The organism is Sphingomonas sp. NIBR02145, assembly GCF_027359115.1.
Classification (GTDB): Bacteria; Pseudomonadota; Alphaproteobacteria; order Sphingomonadales; family Sphingomonadaceae; genus Sphingomonas; species Sphingomonas kyeonggiensis_A.
Genome location: NZ_CP114791.1, coordinates 3,963,280 through 3,978,622, shown reverse-complemented (window position 1 = coordinate 3,978,622; position 15,343 = coordinate 3,963,280). Strand labels below are relative to the sequence as shown.

Sequence of the window (15,343 nt, the reverse complement as noted above, 5' to 3'; positions counted from 1 at the left end):
TCGGGCTCACTTTGGGCGAGCTATACGGCGCGAAACCAGACCACAAGAGAGGCCCTATGTTCACCCCCGCCACCGCCGATCAGCGCTTCGTGCTGGAGACCATCGTCCGACTGGGCGAAATCAGCGCGGAAGCCGCCGAAATCGCCGACGCGGTGCTCGACGGTGCCGGCCAGTTCGCCGCCGGCGAATGGGCGCCGCTCGAGCGGCTCGGCGACACCGACGGGCCGAAATGGACGCCCGAGGGCGTGAAGATGCCGGCCGGCTTCGCGGCGGCCTACCAGGCCTATGTCGAGGGCGGCTGGGGCACGATCGGCTCGCCGGCCGAGCATGGCGGCCAGGGGCTGCCGGTCAGCCTGTCGATCGCGGTTCTGGAGACCTTGGGCACCGCGAACATGGGCTTCGCGCTCGCCCCGATCCTGACGGTCGGCGCGGTCGAGGCGCTGATGCATCACGGCACGCCCGAGCAGCAGGCGCTCTACCTGCCGCATCTGTCGACCGGCGCCTGGACGGGCACGATGAACCTGACCGAGCCGCAGGCAGGCAGCGATGTCGGCGCGCTCAAGACCCGCGCCGAACCGGTCGGCGACGGGACCTTCCGGATCAAGGGCACCAAGATCTTCATCAGCTTCGGCGACCACGACATGGCGGAGAACATCGTCCATCTCGTGCTGGCCCGCACGCCGGGCGCCCCGGCCGGGACCAAGGGCATCTCGCTGTTCCTGGTGCCCAAATACCGCCTCAACGCGGACGGCACCCCGGGCGACTTCAACAACGTCCGCACTGTCTCGATCGAGCATAAGATGGGGCTGCATGCCTCGCCGACCTGCGTGCTCTCGTTCGGCGACAATGACGATTGCATCGGCGAGTTGGTCGGCCCCGAGCTGGGCGGCATCCGCGCGATGTTCACGATGATGAACAATGCGCGCCTCAATGTCGGCCTGCAGGGCGTGCAGGTCGCCGAGCGCGCCACCCAGCGCGCGGTCGCCTATGCCCGCGAGCGCGTGCAGGGCTATCGCGGCGGCGAACAGGTCGCGATCGTCGAGCATCCCGATGTCCGCCGCATGCTGTTGCGCATGAAGGCGCAGACCCAGGCGGCACGGGCTTTGGTCTACTATGCCTTCGGCCAGCTCGATCGCGCCCGTGCCGGCGATGCCGAGGCGGAGAAGCGTGTCGAGCTGCTCACCCCGCTCGCCAAGGCGCACGGCACCGATCTCGGCAACGAAGTCGCCAGCCTGGGCGTCCAGGTCCACGGCGGCATGGGCTATATCGAGGAGACCGGCGCGGCCCAGCATTTCCGCGACGCCCGGATCACACCGATCTACGAAGGCACCAACGGCATCCAGGCCGCCGATCTGGTCGGCCGCAAGCTGAGCATGGACAATGGCGGCACGCTGCTCGGCCTGATCGGGCAGATGCGCGGAGACGCCGAGGATACCGGCCTCGTCAACCTGATCGACGCCTGCGAGCAGGTCGCGCGCAACCTGCTGTCAAGCGAGGCGGATGACCGGCTGGCGGCGAGCTATCCGTTCCTGACGATGCTCTCAACCGCCGTGTGCGGCTGGCTGATGGAAGCGAGCGGGCGCGCGGCGGCGCGCAGCGAGGGCGATCCGGCGTTCCTCAAGATGAAGCAGGCGGCTTCGCGCTTCTATGTCGCGCAGATCGTGCCCGAGGCGCTGGGCCTGATGCCGGCGGCGATGGCCAAGGCGGAAATGCTCTACGCGATCGATGCCGAGGGCTTCGCCGCGTAGAGCTTCCCCCTTTTGAAGGGGCCAGCATAACAAAAGCCGGCGGGATGCCCGCCGGCTTTTACCGCCGAAACGGCTGGAATTACGCGATTAGTTGTAGCGGTTGCCGCCCGGATCGGCGCGGAAGCCATTGTCGGCGCCGCCACCCTGGCAGCGCTGGTCCTCGGGGTGCTTCTTGCAGAGCTTGCGCAGCTCCTTGCCTTCGCGCGCTTCCTTCTCGCGCATCTTGCGGCCGTAGTTGCGGTCGGCCTCGTCCTGGCTGGTCGTCGCCCAGTCGGCCGCCTGCGCACCGACGCGGACCGGCATGGTGGCGACATCGACCACGGTCTTGGCGATGCAGCCGCCGCTCAGCAGCGGCAAGGCAATGATGATCGGCAGCAGAAACTTGCGCATAGAAAACCCTTATCCCCCCTTGTGCGCCCCCGCCGCAGCGTCGCGCGCCTCAACCCCAATATAGGGGAAATCGGTGAAGAAACCGTCCACGCCAAGCCCGATGAAATACAGGATCTCTTCTTTCAGGCGACCATGATCGGCCGGATTTGCGCCGGAACGGTAGCTGGGCAGGAGGAAGAAGTTCTCCGCCCGGAACGTCCAGGGATGGAGCTTGAGCCCCGCGGCATGCGCGTCGGCGATCAGCGTGGTCGCCGGGCCCGTGGCCGGCTGGATCATCGTAAGCTCCGGTCCGATGCCATAGGCATAAGCGGCAACTGCCTTGAGCCCCTCGGGCGTGATCATGGCCTTGTAGCTCGGCTGCGCGCCGTCCGCCGGCGCGCCCGCACCCGCCATCAGCTGGATCAGGCGGACCCTGGTCATCGCCTTGAGCTTCTTGAGGTTGTTCACCTCGAACGACTGGATGAACACCGGCGCATCGGCGCGGTCCCAGCCCGCCGCCTTGAGCTTCTCGACCAGCCGCTGCTCGAGCGGCAGCCCGATCGAAGCGAAATAGCTGGGGTGCTTGGTCTCGGGGTAGATGCCGATCGTCCGGCCGGTCTCCTTCGACGCCTTCTTGGCCAGCGCGATGACCTCGTCGAGCGTGGGCACTTCGGCCTGGCCATCGAACTTCGTGTTGTCCGGACGCAGCTTGGGCAGGCGCTCCTTGGCGCGCAGCGTCTTCAGCTCGGCGAGGGTGAAGTCCTCGGTGAACCAGCCGGTCATCGTCTCGCCGTCGATCATCTTGGTCGCCTTGCGATCCGCGAACTCGGGATGGCTGGCGACGTCGGTGGTCTCGGTGATGTTGTTCTCGTGCCGGGCGACGAGCACGCCGTCCTTGGTCGGCACCAGGTCCGGCTCGATGAAATCCGCGCCCTGCTCGATCGCGCGCCGGTAAGAAAGCAGAGTGTGCTCGGGGCGCTCGCCCGAGGCGCCGCGATGCGCGATGACGATAGGCTTGTCGGTCTTCCCGTGCATGGCGTGATCCTGCCCCAGCGCGGCGCCCGGCACCACCATCATCAGCGACAAAGCGGCAATCAGCGATCTCGTCACGAAACTCTCCACTCGTTACGGGGTTGGGCCTAGGCTGCGGATGTGACGGTTACGAGGCGATATGGCGGATAATGACAGCGTGCTCGCGGCGGCACGCGCCTGGAGGGGCGAAAGGCTGGCGCTGGCCACCGTCGTATCGACCTGGGGGTCGGCACCGCGCCCGCGCGGCAGCCATATGCTCGTCCATGCGGACGGGCGGTTCGCGGGCTCCGTCTCTGGCGGCTGTGTCGAGACCGATATCCTGCAGGCCGCCGCCGAGGTGATCGCGGGGTCGCCTCCGGTGGTGAAGACCTATGGCGTCGCCGATCCTGCCGCCTGGGAAGTCGGGCTACCCTGTGGTGGCCAGATCTCGGTGCTGGTGCAGCCGGTCTCCGAGGCCGGCTTTCCCCCTGCCCTGTTCGACGCGATCGATGCGGCGCGGAGCCGGGGCGAGACGCTGGACGTCGGCACGGACCTGGCCAGCGGACTTTCGGCCGAGGGGCCGGGGGCGTTCGTCAACCGCTATGATCCGCCGCGCCGGCTGCTGATCGTCGGGGCGGTGCAGATCGCCCAGACGCTTGCCGGCCTTGCCCGCGAACTGGGCATCTCGACGACGGTCATCGATCCGCGCGGGAGATTTTTGACCGCTGAACGGTTTCCCGGGGTGATGCTCGACGACCGCTGGCCAGACGAAGCCGTGACCGCGCTGCAGCCGGATCCCGCCACAGCGGTGGTGACGCTCAGCCATGATCCCAAGATCGACGATGCCGCGCTCATCGCGGCCCTCCGTGCACCTACCGGCTACGTCGCCGCGCTCGGCTCGCGCCGCAGTCAGGCCGCGCGGCTGGAACGGCTTGCCGCGGCAGGAATTGCCCCCACCGATCTCGACCGTATCGAGGGGCCCGCCGGCCTCGACATCGGCGCGATCGGCCCGGCCGAGATCGCCCTTTCGATTGCCGCCGCCATGGTGAGGAGATTCCATGCTCAAGCCTGACCAGGTCGCCCTGATCCTGCTCGCCGCCGGCCGTTCGCGCCGCTTCAACGATGGCGACAAGCTCGCCGAGCCGTTCCTCGACAAGCCGCTGGCCTATCATGTCGTCACCGCGCTGGAGCGGGTGAACTTCTGCGCGCGGATCGCGGTGGTTTCGGACACCGAGCTCGACTTCGCCGCACTTGGCTATGACGTGGTCGAGAATCCCGATCCCTCGCTCGGCCAGGCGCGCTCGCTTTGCCTGGGGGTAGCGCGGGCGAAGGCGCTGGGCGCCGAGGCGGTGCTGGTGGCGCTTGCCGACATGCCGCGCGTCACCGCCGCGCATATCCGCCGGATGATGGACGCCGCCGACGGGCCCGCGACGATCGTCGCCTCGTCCGACGGTACCCAGCCAATGCCCCCCGCGCTGTTCGGCAAGGACATGTTCGATACGCTGCTCAAGCTCGAAGGCGACCAGGGCGCCCGCGACCTGATCCGGCGCGGCCGCCACGTGATCGCGCCGCCGGCCGAACTGGTCGACATCGACACGCAGGAAGACTTGCGCGAGCTGCGCGAACTCTACGGGCTGCGCACCGATGGGCTGCCCGAGCTCCCGCCCGCGCTCGTCATTCGTGACGAAGCGCGTCGATCGGATTGAGGCTCGCCGCGCGCCGCGCCGGGAAATAGCCGAACACCACGCCGATGATCGCCGAGATCGCGAAGGCGATCACGTTGATCTGCACGTCAAACAGGAAGGGCAGCGAGCCCAGCCACGACATCAGTGCGACGGCAAATTGCGCGATCAGCAGGCCGATCACGCCGCCCAGCATCGACAGCACCACCGCCTCGACCAGGAACTGCATCAGCACCTCGCTCGCCACCGCGCCGATGGCCAGCCGGATGCCGATCTCGCGCGTACGCTCGGTGACCGACACCAGCATGATGTTCATGATGCCGATGCCGCCGACGATCAGGCTGATCATCGCCACGGCGGCGACGATCTGGGTGAGCAGCGTGGTTGTGCCGGTCAGCGTCTGGCTGATCTGGGCGGTATCGAAAATGTTGAAATCGTCCTGCTTGCCGCCGGTGATGTTGCGCCGTTCACGCAGCAGATCGGTGATCGAGGACTGGATCTGCGCGCTGTCATAGGCCGGATCGGTGCCGACCAGCATGAGCCGGATATCGGTGCTGCCGGTGAAGCGGCGCTGGACCTGCTTGATCGGCATGATCACGACATCGTCCTGATCGCCGCCGAACCCGGCCTGTCCCTTGGTTTTGAGCACGCCGATCACGTCGCAGGAGATACCGTTTACGCGGATGCGCGAGCCGGTTGCGGCGCCACCGCGGAAGAGGTTGGTCTGGATCGTGGTGCCGATGATGCACACGGCCTTTCCGGCCTGCTCCTCCGCCCGGGTCCAGGTGCGCCCTTCGATCAGTGGCCAGGGCGATACTTCGAAATAGCCATTGGTGGTGCCGTTGACCGTCGTCGACCAGTTGGCACCGTTGTAGATCACCGTCGCGGTGGTCTGCGCTTGGGGCGCGACCGCAGTGACGCCGGCGACCTGGTCGCGTATCGCCGTGACGTCGGCCGGCTTGAAATCGGGTGGGCGCGGGCCGCCGCCGCCGCGGCCGAAACCCTGGCCGGGACGGATCTGAAGGATGTTGGTGCCGAGCGCAGAGATCTGCTGCTGCACCGCCGCCGTCGTCGCCTTGCCCAGCGTCACCATGGTGACCACCGCGGCGACGCCGATGATGATGCCGAGCGCCGTCAGGATCGAGCGCAGCTTGTGGCGCAGGATCGAGCGGATCGCGAGGACGAAGGTCGTGCCGAACATTATTCCGCCACCGCCTGACCTGCATGGTGATTGCTGTCGATCCGCTCGACCAGCCCATCCTTGAAATGGACGATCGTGTGCGCGAACGCCGCCATGTCCGGCTCGTGCGTGACCATCAGCACGGTGATGCCGCTGGTCTTGTTGAGGTCGGTGAGCAGTTGCATGATCTCCACCGAACGCTCAGAATCGAGGTTGCCGGTCGGCTCGTCGGCGAGCAGCACGTCCGGGTTGGTGACGATCGCGCGGGCGATCGCGACGCGCTGCTGCTGGCCGCCGGAGAGCTCGGCGGGGGTATGGTCCCACCAGTCCTTCAGCCCGACCTTGTCCAGCGCCGCCATCGCCATCTCGCGGCGCTGCGCCTTGGGATCACCGCGATAGAGCAACGGCAGCTCGACATTCTCGAGCGCCGAAGTGCGCGCAAGCAGGTTGAAGCCCTGGAACACGAAGCCGAGATATTTCCGCCGCAACAGCGCGCGCTGGTCACGCTCCAGCTTCTCGACATGCACGCCCTTGAACAGGAACTCGCCCGCGATCGGCACGTCGAGGCATCCCAGGATGTTCATCGTGGTCGACTTGCCGGAGCCCGAAGGCCCCATCACCGCGATGAAGTCTCCGGCGTTGATGTCGAGATCCACGCCCTTCAGCGCCTGGAATGCCGTCGGCCCCTCGCCAAAGGTCTTCACGATCCCGCGCAGCCGGATCAGCGGCGCATCACTGTCCGCCACGCTGGCCTCCGGCACCCGAACCGCCCTGGCCGCCGCCCTGACGACGCTGCCCGCCCGAGCGGCGCGTGGCTGAGGCGCCATTGGCGAGCTGGCCGGTGATCACCTTGTCGCCGGGCTTGAGATTGCCGCCGGTGATCTCGGTGACGGTCCCGTCGGTGCTGCCTGTGGTCACATCCACCGCCTGCGGCTTGCCGTCGGCGCCGAGGATGTAGACGGTCTTCTGGCCGCCACGATCGCTGCCCGTCGCGGTCTTCTGCTGGCCGCTATTGCCGCGTCGCGGACGGCTGGGAACCAGCGCGCCGGCAATGCCGCTGTTGGAACCGCCACTGCCCGCGCCCTGCCCTGCCGCGGTGGGCGTGAAGCGCAGCGCCGCATTGGGGACCAGCAGGACATTCTGGCGCGCCATGGTCACGATATCCGCCGTCGCCGTCATGCCTGGGCGGAGCTGCTCATCCGCATTGGAGACCGAAAGATCAGCGGCATAGGACACGACCTGGTTCGCGGTCGTGCTGGTGCTGGTCGAAGACGAGGAGCTGGCGTCCTGGACCGACAGGTTGGAGCCGACCTCCACCCGCGTGATCTTCGCCGGGAAGGTCTTGCCCGGGAAGGCATCGACCGTGAAGCTGGCGAGCTGCCCCTCGCGAACCTGGCCGACATCGGCCTCGTCGATCGCGACTTCCAGCTTCATCTGCGACAGGTCCTGCGCGATCACGAACAGGGTCGGCGTGTTGAACGAGGCGGCGACGGTCTGACCCGGATCGACCTGGCGCGCGAGGATCACGCCGGTGACGGGGGAGCGGATGATCGCCCGGGTTCGCTGGGTCTGCGCCGAGGAAAGCTGCGCGCGTGCCGAGGTGACGTTGGCATTGGCGGCGTTGAGGTTGGCAAGTGCGCGATTGCGGTCGCCGATCGCGCTGTCCATTTCGGTCTTGGCCGGCACCTTGCCGCCCGAGAGCCGGCTGACTTCCTGATAGCGCGCCAGGGTGGCGTTGCTCTGCTGCAGCGTCGCCTTGGCCTGGCCGACCGCGGCGATGTTCGCCGCCAGCGTCGCCTCGGCCTGCTTGACCTGGTCGTCGAACTGCGAGGGGTCGATCAGCGCCAGCGGCTGGCCGGCGGTTACGCGGTCGTTCACGTCCGCCAGCACCTTGATGACCTGGCCCGAAAGCTGCGAGCCGACGGTCACCTGGTTGGTCGGCGCCAGCTTGCCGGTGGCCGAGACCGTGACGGTCAGGTTGCCGCGCGCGACATCGTCGGTCGCGTATTTCACTTCTTCCTTGCCGCCGAGGAAATGCCAGAGCAGCAGCACAACGAGCAGCGCGCCAAGGCCGATCAGCCCCCATTTGAGCCAGCGCCGCCACCACGGGCGCGGGGGCGTGCCGAGAAAGGCGTCGAGATTCTGGTTGGGATCAGTTGCCATTCGTCGTGCCGCCTGTCGTGGAAGTCGTGGAGACGCTGGGGGTGGTGCTGGCATCCCAGCCTCCACCCAGCGCCTGATAGAGCTGGATCAGCGCAGTCGATTCATCCGACCGGGCCGAGACCAGGCCGTTCTTCGCCGAGATCAGCGAGGACTCGGCCTGGTTTAGCGTGGTGAAATCGGTGAGGCCCGAGCGATACTGCATGCGGGCAAGCAGCGCCTGGTTGTTCGCCGCATCGAGCGCGACGGCGAATTCCTGCTCGCGGCGCTGCGCCGTCTGCATCGCGACAATCGCGTTCTCGATATCCTCGAGGCTGGTCAGCACGGTCGACTTGTAGGCGAGGAAGGCGCCGTCCGCCGCCGCCTCTGCCGAACGTACCTGGCTGCGCCGCGTGCCGCCGTCGAAGATGGTCTGGGCGATGTTGCCGAACAACCGCCCGGTGATCACATCGAACAGCGAGGACAGCGCGCTGCTGCCCGAATCGATGCTGCCGCCGATCGACAGAGAAGGATAGAGCTGGGCGGTGGCGACGCCGATATTGGCGCTGGCCGCGGCGAGGTTGCGCTCGGCCGCGCGGACATCGGGACGCTGGCGCAGCGTGTCCGCGGGAATGCCGGCCGCGACTTCCGCCGGCCCCTTGGGGATCGGCTTCACCGCTTCCATCTCGGCCTTGAGCGCGCCGGGTGCCTGGCCGGTGAGCACGCCGAGCCGCGATACCGCGCTGTTGTAGCTTGCCTCCAGCGTCGGGATCGTCGCGGCGAGCTGCGCGCGGCTGGCGCGCGCCTGTTCCTGGTCGACCGAGGAGACGAGACCGGCCTGGACGCGCCAGCCGGCGATCTCGAGATTGTCGTCCGCGATGCCCAGGCTATCGCGGGCATTGGCGATCTGCGCCTGCGCCACCCGGGCGAGCACATAGTTGCGCGCCGTCTCGGCCTCGACCGAGATCAGCACCGTCGCATAGTCGAACCCGCTCGCTTCATAGGCGGCCCGCGCATTCTCGACGCCGCGCCGTACCCCGCCGAACAGGTCGACCTGATAATTGGCATCGCCGCCGATCGTGTAGCTGGTGCTGCCGCCCTGCGAGATGCTGGTGACGGTACCATCCGGCAGGGTGGTCGTCCGCGTGCCGCCGCGCAGCGACTCGCTGTGCGAGACCCCGCCAGAGGCGCTGAGACTGGGCAAGAGGTTCGCGCGCTGCTGAACGAGCCCTTCGCGAGCCTGGCGCAGCCGGACGACCGCTTGCGCTACATCCAGGTTGGCGGCCTGGGCGCGCTGGACGAGGCTGGCGAGCATCGGATCGTCGAAGCGCGTCCACCACTGGCTGAGGTCTTCCCGCGCCTTTTGCTCGGCGGAGACCGACCAGGCATCGGGAACGCCAAGCTCGGACGCCGCGCGCGGATGATAGTCCGGGCCCACCGCACAGGCGGCAAGCGGCAGGGCGAGCAACAGGCTCAGGGTCAGCGGACGGTTTGCCATGGCACTCTAGATGTTTCCGAAGCCGTTTCGGTTCCAGAAGAATATTGTCGCAATATGTCGCGGGTCATGCCGGATCATGCGCGGAATGGAGATTCTGCGCTTGGCGTGGCGCCTTCGCTTCGGCAGAGAGGCGCCAAATCAAAACGAGGAGCCGCAGCGATGAGCGATACCGTCAGCGTACACCCCGTGCCCGAGAGCTGGGCGCGCACCGCTCGGGTGGATGCTGCGGGCTATGAGAAGCTCTACGGCATGAGCCTGGCCGATCCCGGCAGCTTCTGGCTGGAGCAGGCGCGCCGGCTCGACTGGATCAAGCGCCCGGAGATCGCCGGCGACTGGTCATTCGACGAGGCCGATTTCCGGATCAACTGGTTCGCCGACGGCAAGCTCAACGTCGCCGCCAACTGCGTCGACCGCCACCTCGCCAAGCGCGGCGACACGATCGCGATCATCTGGGAACCGGACGCGCCGGACGAGGAGCCCAGGCGCTTGACCTATCGCCAGCTCCATGCCGAAGTCTGCCGCTTCGCCAATGTGCTCAAGGCGCAGGGCGTCAGGAAGGGCGACCGCGTCACCATCTACATGCCGATGATCCCCGAGGCGGCGTTCGCGCTACTCGCCTGCGCGCGGATCGGCGCGATCCATTCGGTGGTGTTCGGCGGCTTCTCGCCGGAGGCACTGGCGGGCCGGATCACCGATTGCGATTCCAGCGTGGTGATCACCGCCGACGAGGGCCGGCGCGGCGGCAAGAAGGTACCGCTCAAGACCAATGTCGATGCGGCCGCGGCGCATGTCAGCTGCCTCGAAAAGGTCATCGTGGTGAAGGCCACCGGCGGCGACATCCCGATGCAGGAAGGCCGCGACCTCTGGTATCACGAGGCCGCCGCCGAGGTTCCCGCCGACTGCCCGGCCGAGCCGATGGGCGCCGAGGACCCGCTGTTCGTCCTCTACACCTCGGGATCGACCGGCAAGCCCAAGGGCGTGCTGCACTCTTCGGGCGGCTATCTGCTCTGGGCGAGCCTGACGCACGAACTGGTGTTCGATTACCGGCCCGGCCAGATCTATTGGTGCGCGGCGGACATCGGCTGGGTCACGGGCCATAGCTATATCGTCTACGGCCCGCTGGCGAACGGCGGCACCACGCTGATGTATGAGGGCGTGCCCAACTGGCCCGATGCCAGCCGCATCTGGCAGGTGGTCGACCGCCACAAGGTCGAGATCCTCTACACCGCGCCCACGGCGCTGCGTGCGCTGATGAAGGAGGGTGACAGCTACGTCACCAGCACCTCGCGCAAGTCGCTGCGGCTGCTCGGCTCGGTCGGCGAGCCGATCAACCCCGAGGCCTGGCGCTGGTACTATGATGTCGTCGGCGAGGGGCGCTGCCCGATCGTCGATACCTGGTGGCAGACCGAGACCGGCGGCCAGATGATCACCCCGCTGCCCGGCGCCACCCCGCTCAAGCCGGGCTCGGCGACCAAGCCCTTCCCCGGTGTCGATCCCCAGGTGGTCGATGCCGACGGCAATGTCCTGCATGGCGCGACCGAGGGCAATCTGGTCATCGCGCGCAGCTGGCCGGGCCAGATGCGCACCGTCTGGGGCGATCACGAGCGTTTCTTCCAGACCTATTTCAGCACCTATCGCGGCAAGTATTTCACCGGCGACGGCTGCCGCCGCGACGAGGATGGCTATTACTGGATCACTGGCCGGGTCGACGACGTCATCAACGTCTCGGGTCACCGCATGGGCACCGCCGAGGTGGAGAGTGCGCTGGTGCTCCACCCCAAGGTGGCCGAGGCCGCGGTGGTCGGCATGCCGCACGACATCAAGGGCCAGGGCATCTATGCCTATGTCACCCTCAACGCGAACTGCCAGGCCGACGACGCACTGCGCGCCGAGCTGATCAAATGGGTCCGCACCGAGATCGGCCCGATCGCCACCCCCGATGCGCTCCAGTTCGCGCCGGGCCTGCCCAAGACCCGCTCGGGCAAGATCATGCGCCGCATCCTGCGCAAGATCGCCGAGGGCGACGTCTCGTCGCTGGGCGATACCTCGACGCTCGCCGATCCTAGCGTGGTGGATGACCTGGTGAAGAACCGGGTGGGATGAGCGCGGATCGCATCCAGATCATCGAGGGGGACATTACCCGGCTCGAGGTGGATGCGATCGTCAACGCTGCCAATTCGTCGCTGCTCGGCGGCGGCGGAGTGGACGGCGCGATCCAACGCGCCGCCGGGCCGGAACTGCTCGACGAATGCCGCAAGCTCCGCTCGCTCGGCGGGTGCAAGACCGGCGATGCCAAACTGACCAAAGGCTATCGCCTGCCGGCCGGGCACATCATCCATACCGTCGGGCCGGTCTGGCAGGGCGGCGGCAAGGGCGAGCCCGAGCTGCTCGCCAGCTGCTATCGCCGCTGCTTCGAGATCGCCCGCGCCGAGAGCTTCCGCACCCTCGCCTTCCCGGCGATCAGCTGCGGCGTCTATGGCTATCCGGTCGAGGCCGCGACCGGGATCGCGGTGGCCGAGACCCGCAGGGCGCTGGCCGAGAACCCCGATCTCCGGGTGATCTTCGCGACCTTCGGCGCCGAAATCACCGCCGCCTACAGACAAGAATTGTAACCCGAATCCCGTTGCGGGCGTTACTACCCGGCGTTACACTCGCCTAATACAGTCTTACGGGGGAATCCGCATAATGAAGATGAGCAACTGGGTGCGTCTGGCCGCCGGCGTGGCGCTGGTCGCCGTTTCGCCGGCGATCGCGCAGACCGCCAAGCCGGCGCCGCGCTATGGCAGCTTCGGCGTCGATCTGTCCGCGCAGAAGCCGAGCGTGAAGCCGGGCGACGATTTCTGGAGCTTCGCGAACGGGGGCTGGAACGACCGCACCGAGATCGCCGCCGACCGCGCCTCGGCCGGCTTCGGCACCCAGCTCTCGATCGAGGCGGAAGCGAATGTCCGCGCGATTCTCGACGACATGGCGAAGAACCCGTCGGCCTATGGCGCCAGCGGCAAGCAGGTCGGCGACTTCTACGCCAGCTGGATGGACGAGGCCGCGATCGAGAAGGCCGGCACCGCGCCGCTCAAGCCCTATCTCGCCAGGATCGCCGGGGTGAACAACCTCGACGCGCTGCAGGTGCTGTTCGCCACCACCGGCTATGCCTCGCCCGTCGAGCTCGGCATCATCCCCGACCTCGCCGACCCGACCCATTACACCGCGGTCACCGGCCAGGGCAGCCTGGGCATGCCGCGCGACTATTACCTGCTGGAAGGCGCCAAGTATGACGCGTTCCGCACCGCCTATCGCGCCTATGTCCAGAAGATCCAGGAGCTGGCCGGCATCCCGGATGCCGCCGCCAAGGCCGATGCGATCATCGCGCTCGAGACCGCGATGGCCAAGGTCCAGTGGTCGCCGGCCGAGAGCCGCGACATCGCCAAGCTCAACGATCCGCAGACGCTGGCCGGGCTCAAGGCCAAGGCGCCGGACTTCAACTGGGCGCTGATGCTCAAGACCGCCGGGCTCGAGAGCTCGCCTTCGGTGCTGATGACGCAGAACACCGCCGTCACCGCGCTCGGCAAGCTGATGACCGCGACGCCGCTCGCCACCTGGAAGGACTATGTCGCCTATCGCTTCGTCAGCGATCATGCGCAGTTCCTGCCCAAGGTCTTCGACGACACCCGCTTCGGCTTCTATTCGCAGACCCTGTCGGGCGTGAAGGTGCAGCGCGAGCGCTGGAAGCGCGGCATCCAGCTGGTCAATGGCGCGCTCGGCGAAGCGGTCGGCGCAATCTATGTCGCCAAGTATTTCCCGCCGGCGGCCGAGAAGCAGATGGCCGAACTGATCGAGAACCTGCGCGGCGCATACAAGGACCGCATCACCGCCTCGACCTGGATGGACGACGCGACCAAGCAGAAGGCACTGGCCAAGCTCGCCGCCTTCGAGCCGCGCATCGGCCACCCGGACAAGTATATCGACTATTCGTCGTTCAAGGTCGTCCGTGGCGATCTGCTCGGCAATGCAATGCGCTCGGGCGAGTTCCAGCACGAGCTCGAACTGTCGCGCTTCGGCAAGCCGGTCGACCGCACCCTGTGGGACATGACCCCGCAGACGGTGAACGCCTATTACAACCCGCTGTCCAACCAGATCACCTTCCCGGCCGCGATCCTGCAGCCGCCCTTCTTCGATCCCAACGCCGATCCGGCAGTGAACTATGGCGCGATCGGCGCGATCATCGGCCATGAGATGGGCCATGGGTTCGACGACCAGGGCAGCCAGTTCGGCCCGACCGGCAAGTTCGAGAACTGGTGGACCGACAGCGCCAAGAAGGCGTTCGGCGAGCGCACCGCCGCGCTGGTCGCCCAGTATGACGGCTATGAGGCTGTTCCCGGCACCAAGATCCAGGGCAAGCTGACGCTCGGCGAGAATATCGGCGACCTGGGTGGCGTCGAGGCGGCATACGGCGCGTTCCAGAAGTACCAGGCCGAGCATGGCAAGGCCCCGGTGATCGGCGGGCTGACCGGCGACCAGCGCTTCTTCCTGTCCTATGCCCAGGCCTGGCAGACCAAGCTGCGCGAGGACACCGCCCGCCAGTACGCGCTGATCGATCCGCACTCGCCGGCCAAGTTCCGCGTCAACGGCATCGTCCGCAATGTCGACGCCTGGTACAAGGCGTTCAACATCCAGCCGGGCGACGCACTCTATCTCGCGCCCGAGCAGCGCGTGCATATCTGGTAAGCCTTTCCGGTCTTACCGACACGAAGCGGCCCGGCAGCGATGCCGGGCCGTTTTCGTTTCCGGCATTGCCAGCCGGGCCCGGCAAGCGCCAAAGGGGCACATGACTCCACGCGAACTCATCGATACCGCGATCGTCCCCGGCGGGGGCGAGGCGCTGCGCCTGTTCCGGCGCGGCGGCGACTTCATGATCGTGCTCGATCGCAACGAGCTGATGTCGAGCCGGATGAGCGGTTCGGAGGAAGCGCTGGCAACGATGACCTGCGAGCGGCTGAAGACGAAGGCGCCGCATCTGCTGATCGGCGGATATGGCATGGGCTTCACCCTGCGCGCGGCCCAGCAGGTGCTGGGGCCGGACGCGAAACTGACCATCGCCGAGCTGGTGCCAGAGATCATCGAATGGGCGAAGGGCCCGATGGCCGAGCTGGCCGCGGGCTGCCTCGACGATCCCCGCGTCGAAGTGGTGCTCGACGATGTCGCCGCGGTGATCGGCCGGGCGCGCGCGACCTATGACGCGATCCTGCTCGACGTCGACAACGGCCCGGACGGACTGACCCGCGATGCCAATGACCGGCTCTATTCGCCGCGCGGGCTGCAGAAGCAATGGGAAGCGCTAAAGCCCGGCGGCGTGCTGGCGGTGTGGTCGGCCGCGCCCGACAATGCCTTTGCCCGGCGAATGAAGGAAACCGGCTTCCAGGTGGAGGAAGTCGGCGTGCGGGCGCGCAGCAACGGCAAGGGTCCGCGGCACGTGATCTGGTTCGGGCGGAAGAGCTGATTGCACAAATTGCAATCCACACCCTGATTCATTGCAGTTGCAGAAAGCGCATGTCCCAACCATTTCCGTCTATGTTGCATTGCAGCAAGCAAATGCACGCAGAAGGGTCTTCCGATGTTCTCGCTTATCTCGCTCTTCCTCGCCGCGCGCCGCGAAATCACGATGCCGGTTGCTGCTCCGGCGCCGCGCGTTGCCGCCAACGAGCAGGTCGAGCTGCGCCGC

The 15,343-nt window shown here is 67.2% G+C and carries 13 protein-coding genes; 7 read left to right on the top strand and 6 right to left on the bottom strand.

Features of this window, described 5'->3' with window-relative positions; genetic code table 11:
• Positions 1-56 precede the first annotated feature (56 nt).
• A complete protein-coding gene (locus tag O3305_RS18075; protein ID WP_269573768.1) occupies positions 57-1,748 on the top strand; it encodes an acyl-CoA dehydrogenase family protein in 1,692 nt (563 codons plus the stop codon).
• An 87-nt stretch (positions 1,749-1,835) separates the two neighbouring features.
• Here O3305_RS18075 and O3305_RS18070 read toward each other — a convergent pair whose 3' ends face one another.
• Positions 1,836-2,138 carry a hypothetical protein gene (locus O3305_RS18070; protein ID WP_269573767.1) on the bottom strand — a complete coding sequence of 101 codons (303 nt, stop codon included), beginning with the start codon at positions 2,136-2,138 and terminating at the stop codon, positions 1,836-1,838.
• 9 nt (positions 2,139-2,147) lie between these two features.
• Entirely contained in the window at positions 2,148-3,191 is a 1,044-nt protein-coding gene (locus tag O3305_RS18065; RefSeq protein WP_493114673.1) for a glycerophosphodiester phosphodiesterase, read from the bottom strand.
• Between the two features lie 97 nt (positions 3,192-3,288).
• Here O3305_RS18065 and O3305_RS18060 point away from each other — a divergent pair, with 97 nt between their 5' ends.
• Together O3305_RS18060 and O3305_RS18055 are read left to right on the top strand one after the other, a co-directional pair.
• A complete protein-coding gene (locus tag O3305_RS18060) occupies positions 3,289-4,200 on the top strand; it encodes an XdhC family protein (protein ID WP_269573766.1) in 912 nt (303 codons plus the stop codon).
• Positions 4,187-4,834, top strand: coding sequence for a nucleotidyltransferase family protein (locus tag O3305_RS18055; protein ID WP_269573765.1), 648 nt, complete (start codon positions 4,187-4,189; stop codon positions 4,832-4,834). The genes O3305_RS18060 and O3305_RS18055 overlap by 14 nt, the downstream gene beginning before the upstream one ends.
• On the opposite strand, the gene O3305_RS18050 is transcribed toward O3305_RS18055, so the two are convergent.
• The 4 genes from O3305_RS18050 to O3305_RS18035 are packed head-to-tail and all read right to left on the bottom strand — an operon-like array spanning position 4,803 to position 9,627.
• Positions 4,803-6,011 (bottom strand): ABC transporter permease, encoded by a 1,209-nt coding sequence (locus O3305_RS18050; RefSeq protein ID WP_269573764.1) that lies wholly within the window; start codon positions 6,009-6,011, stop codon positions 4,803-4,805. The genes O3305_RS18055 and O3305_RS18050 overlap by 32 nt on opposite strands.
• A complete protein-coding gene (locus O3305_RS18045; RefSeq protein WP_502958146.1) occupies positions 6,011-6,817 on the bottom strand; it encodes an ABC transporter ATP-binding protein in 807 nt (268 codons plus the stop codon). The genes O3305_RS18050 and O3305_RS18045 overlap by 1 nt, the downstream gene beginning before the upstream one ends.
• Positions 6,723-8,153: an efflux RND transporter periplasmic adaptor subunit gene (locus O3305_RS18040; protein WP_269573762.1), complete on the bottom strand. Its 1,431-nt coding sequence runs from the start codon at positions 8,151-8,153 to the stop codon at positions 6,723-6,725. Before O3305_RS18040 ends, O3305_RS18045 begins: the two co-directional genes overlap by 95 nt.
• Positions 8,143-9,627, bottom strand: a complete 1,485-nt coding sequence (locus O3305_RS18035) for an efflux transporter outer membrane subunit (RefSeq protein ID WP_269573761.1) — start codon at positions 9,625-9,627, stop codon at positions 8,143-8,145. The genes O3305_RS18040 and O3305_RS18035 overlap by 11 nt, the downstream gene beginning before the upstream one ends.
• Before the next feature lie 159 nt (positions 9,628-9,786).
• Between O3305_RS18035 and acs the strand changes: the two genes are divergently transcribed.
• From acs to O3305_RS18015, 4 genes are all read left to right on the top strand, one after another.
• On the top strand, positions 9,787-11,730 hold the full coding sequence (gene acs, locus O3305_RS18030; protein WP_269573760.1) for an acetate--CoA ligase: 1,944 nt from the start codon (positions 9,787-9,789) through the stop codon (positions 11,728-11,730).
• Positions 11,727-12,239, top strand: a complete 513-nt coding sequence (locus tag O3305_RS18025) for an O-acetyl-ADP-ribose deacetylase (RefSeq protein WP_269573759.1) — start codon at positions 11,727-11,729, stop codon at positions 12,237-12,239. The genes acs and O3305_RS18025 overlap by 4 nt, the downstream gene beginning before the upstream one ends.
• 73 nt (positions 12,240-12,312) lie before the next feature.
• Positions 12,313-14,349 (top strand): M13 family metallopeptidase, encoded by a 2,037-nt coding sequence (locus tag O3305_RS18020; RefSeq protein WP_269573758.1) that lies wholly within the window; start codon positions 12,313-12,315, stop codon positions 14,347-14,349.
• A 100-nt stretch (positions 14,350-14,449) separates the two neighbouring features.
• Positions 14,450-15,121 (top strand): spermidine synthase, encoded by a 672-nt coding sequence (locus tag O3305_RS18015; RefSeq protein WP_269573757.1) that lies wholly within the window; start codon positions 14,450-14,452, stop codon positions 15,119-15,121.
• Positions 15,122-15,343 lie beyond the last annotated feature (222 nt).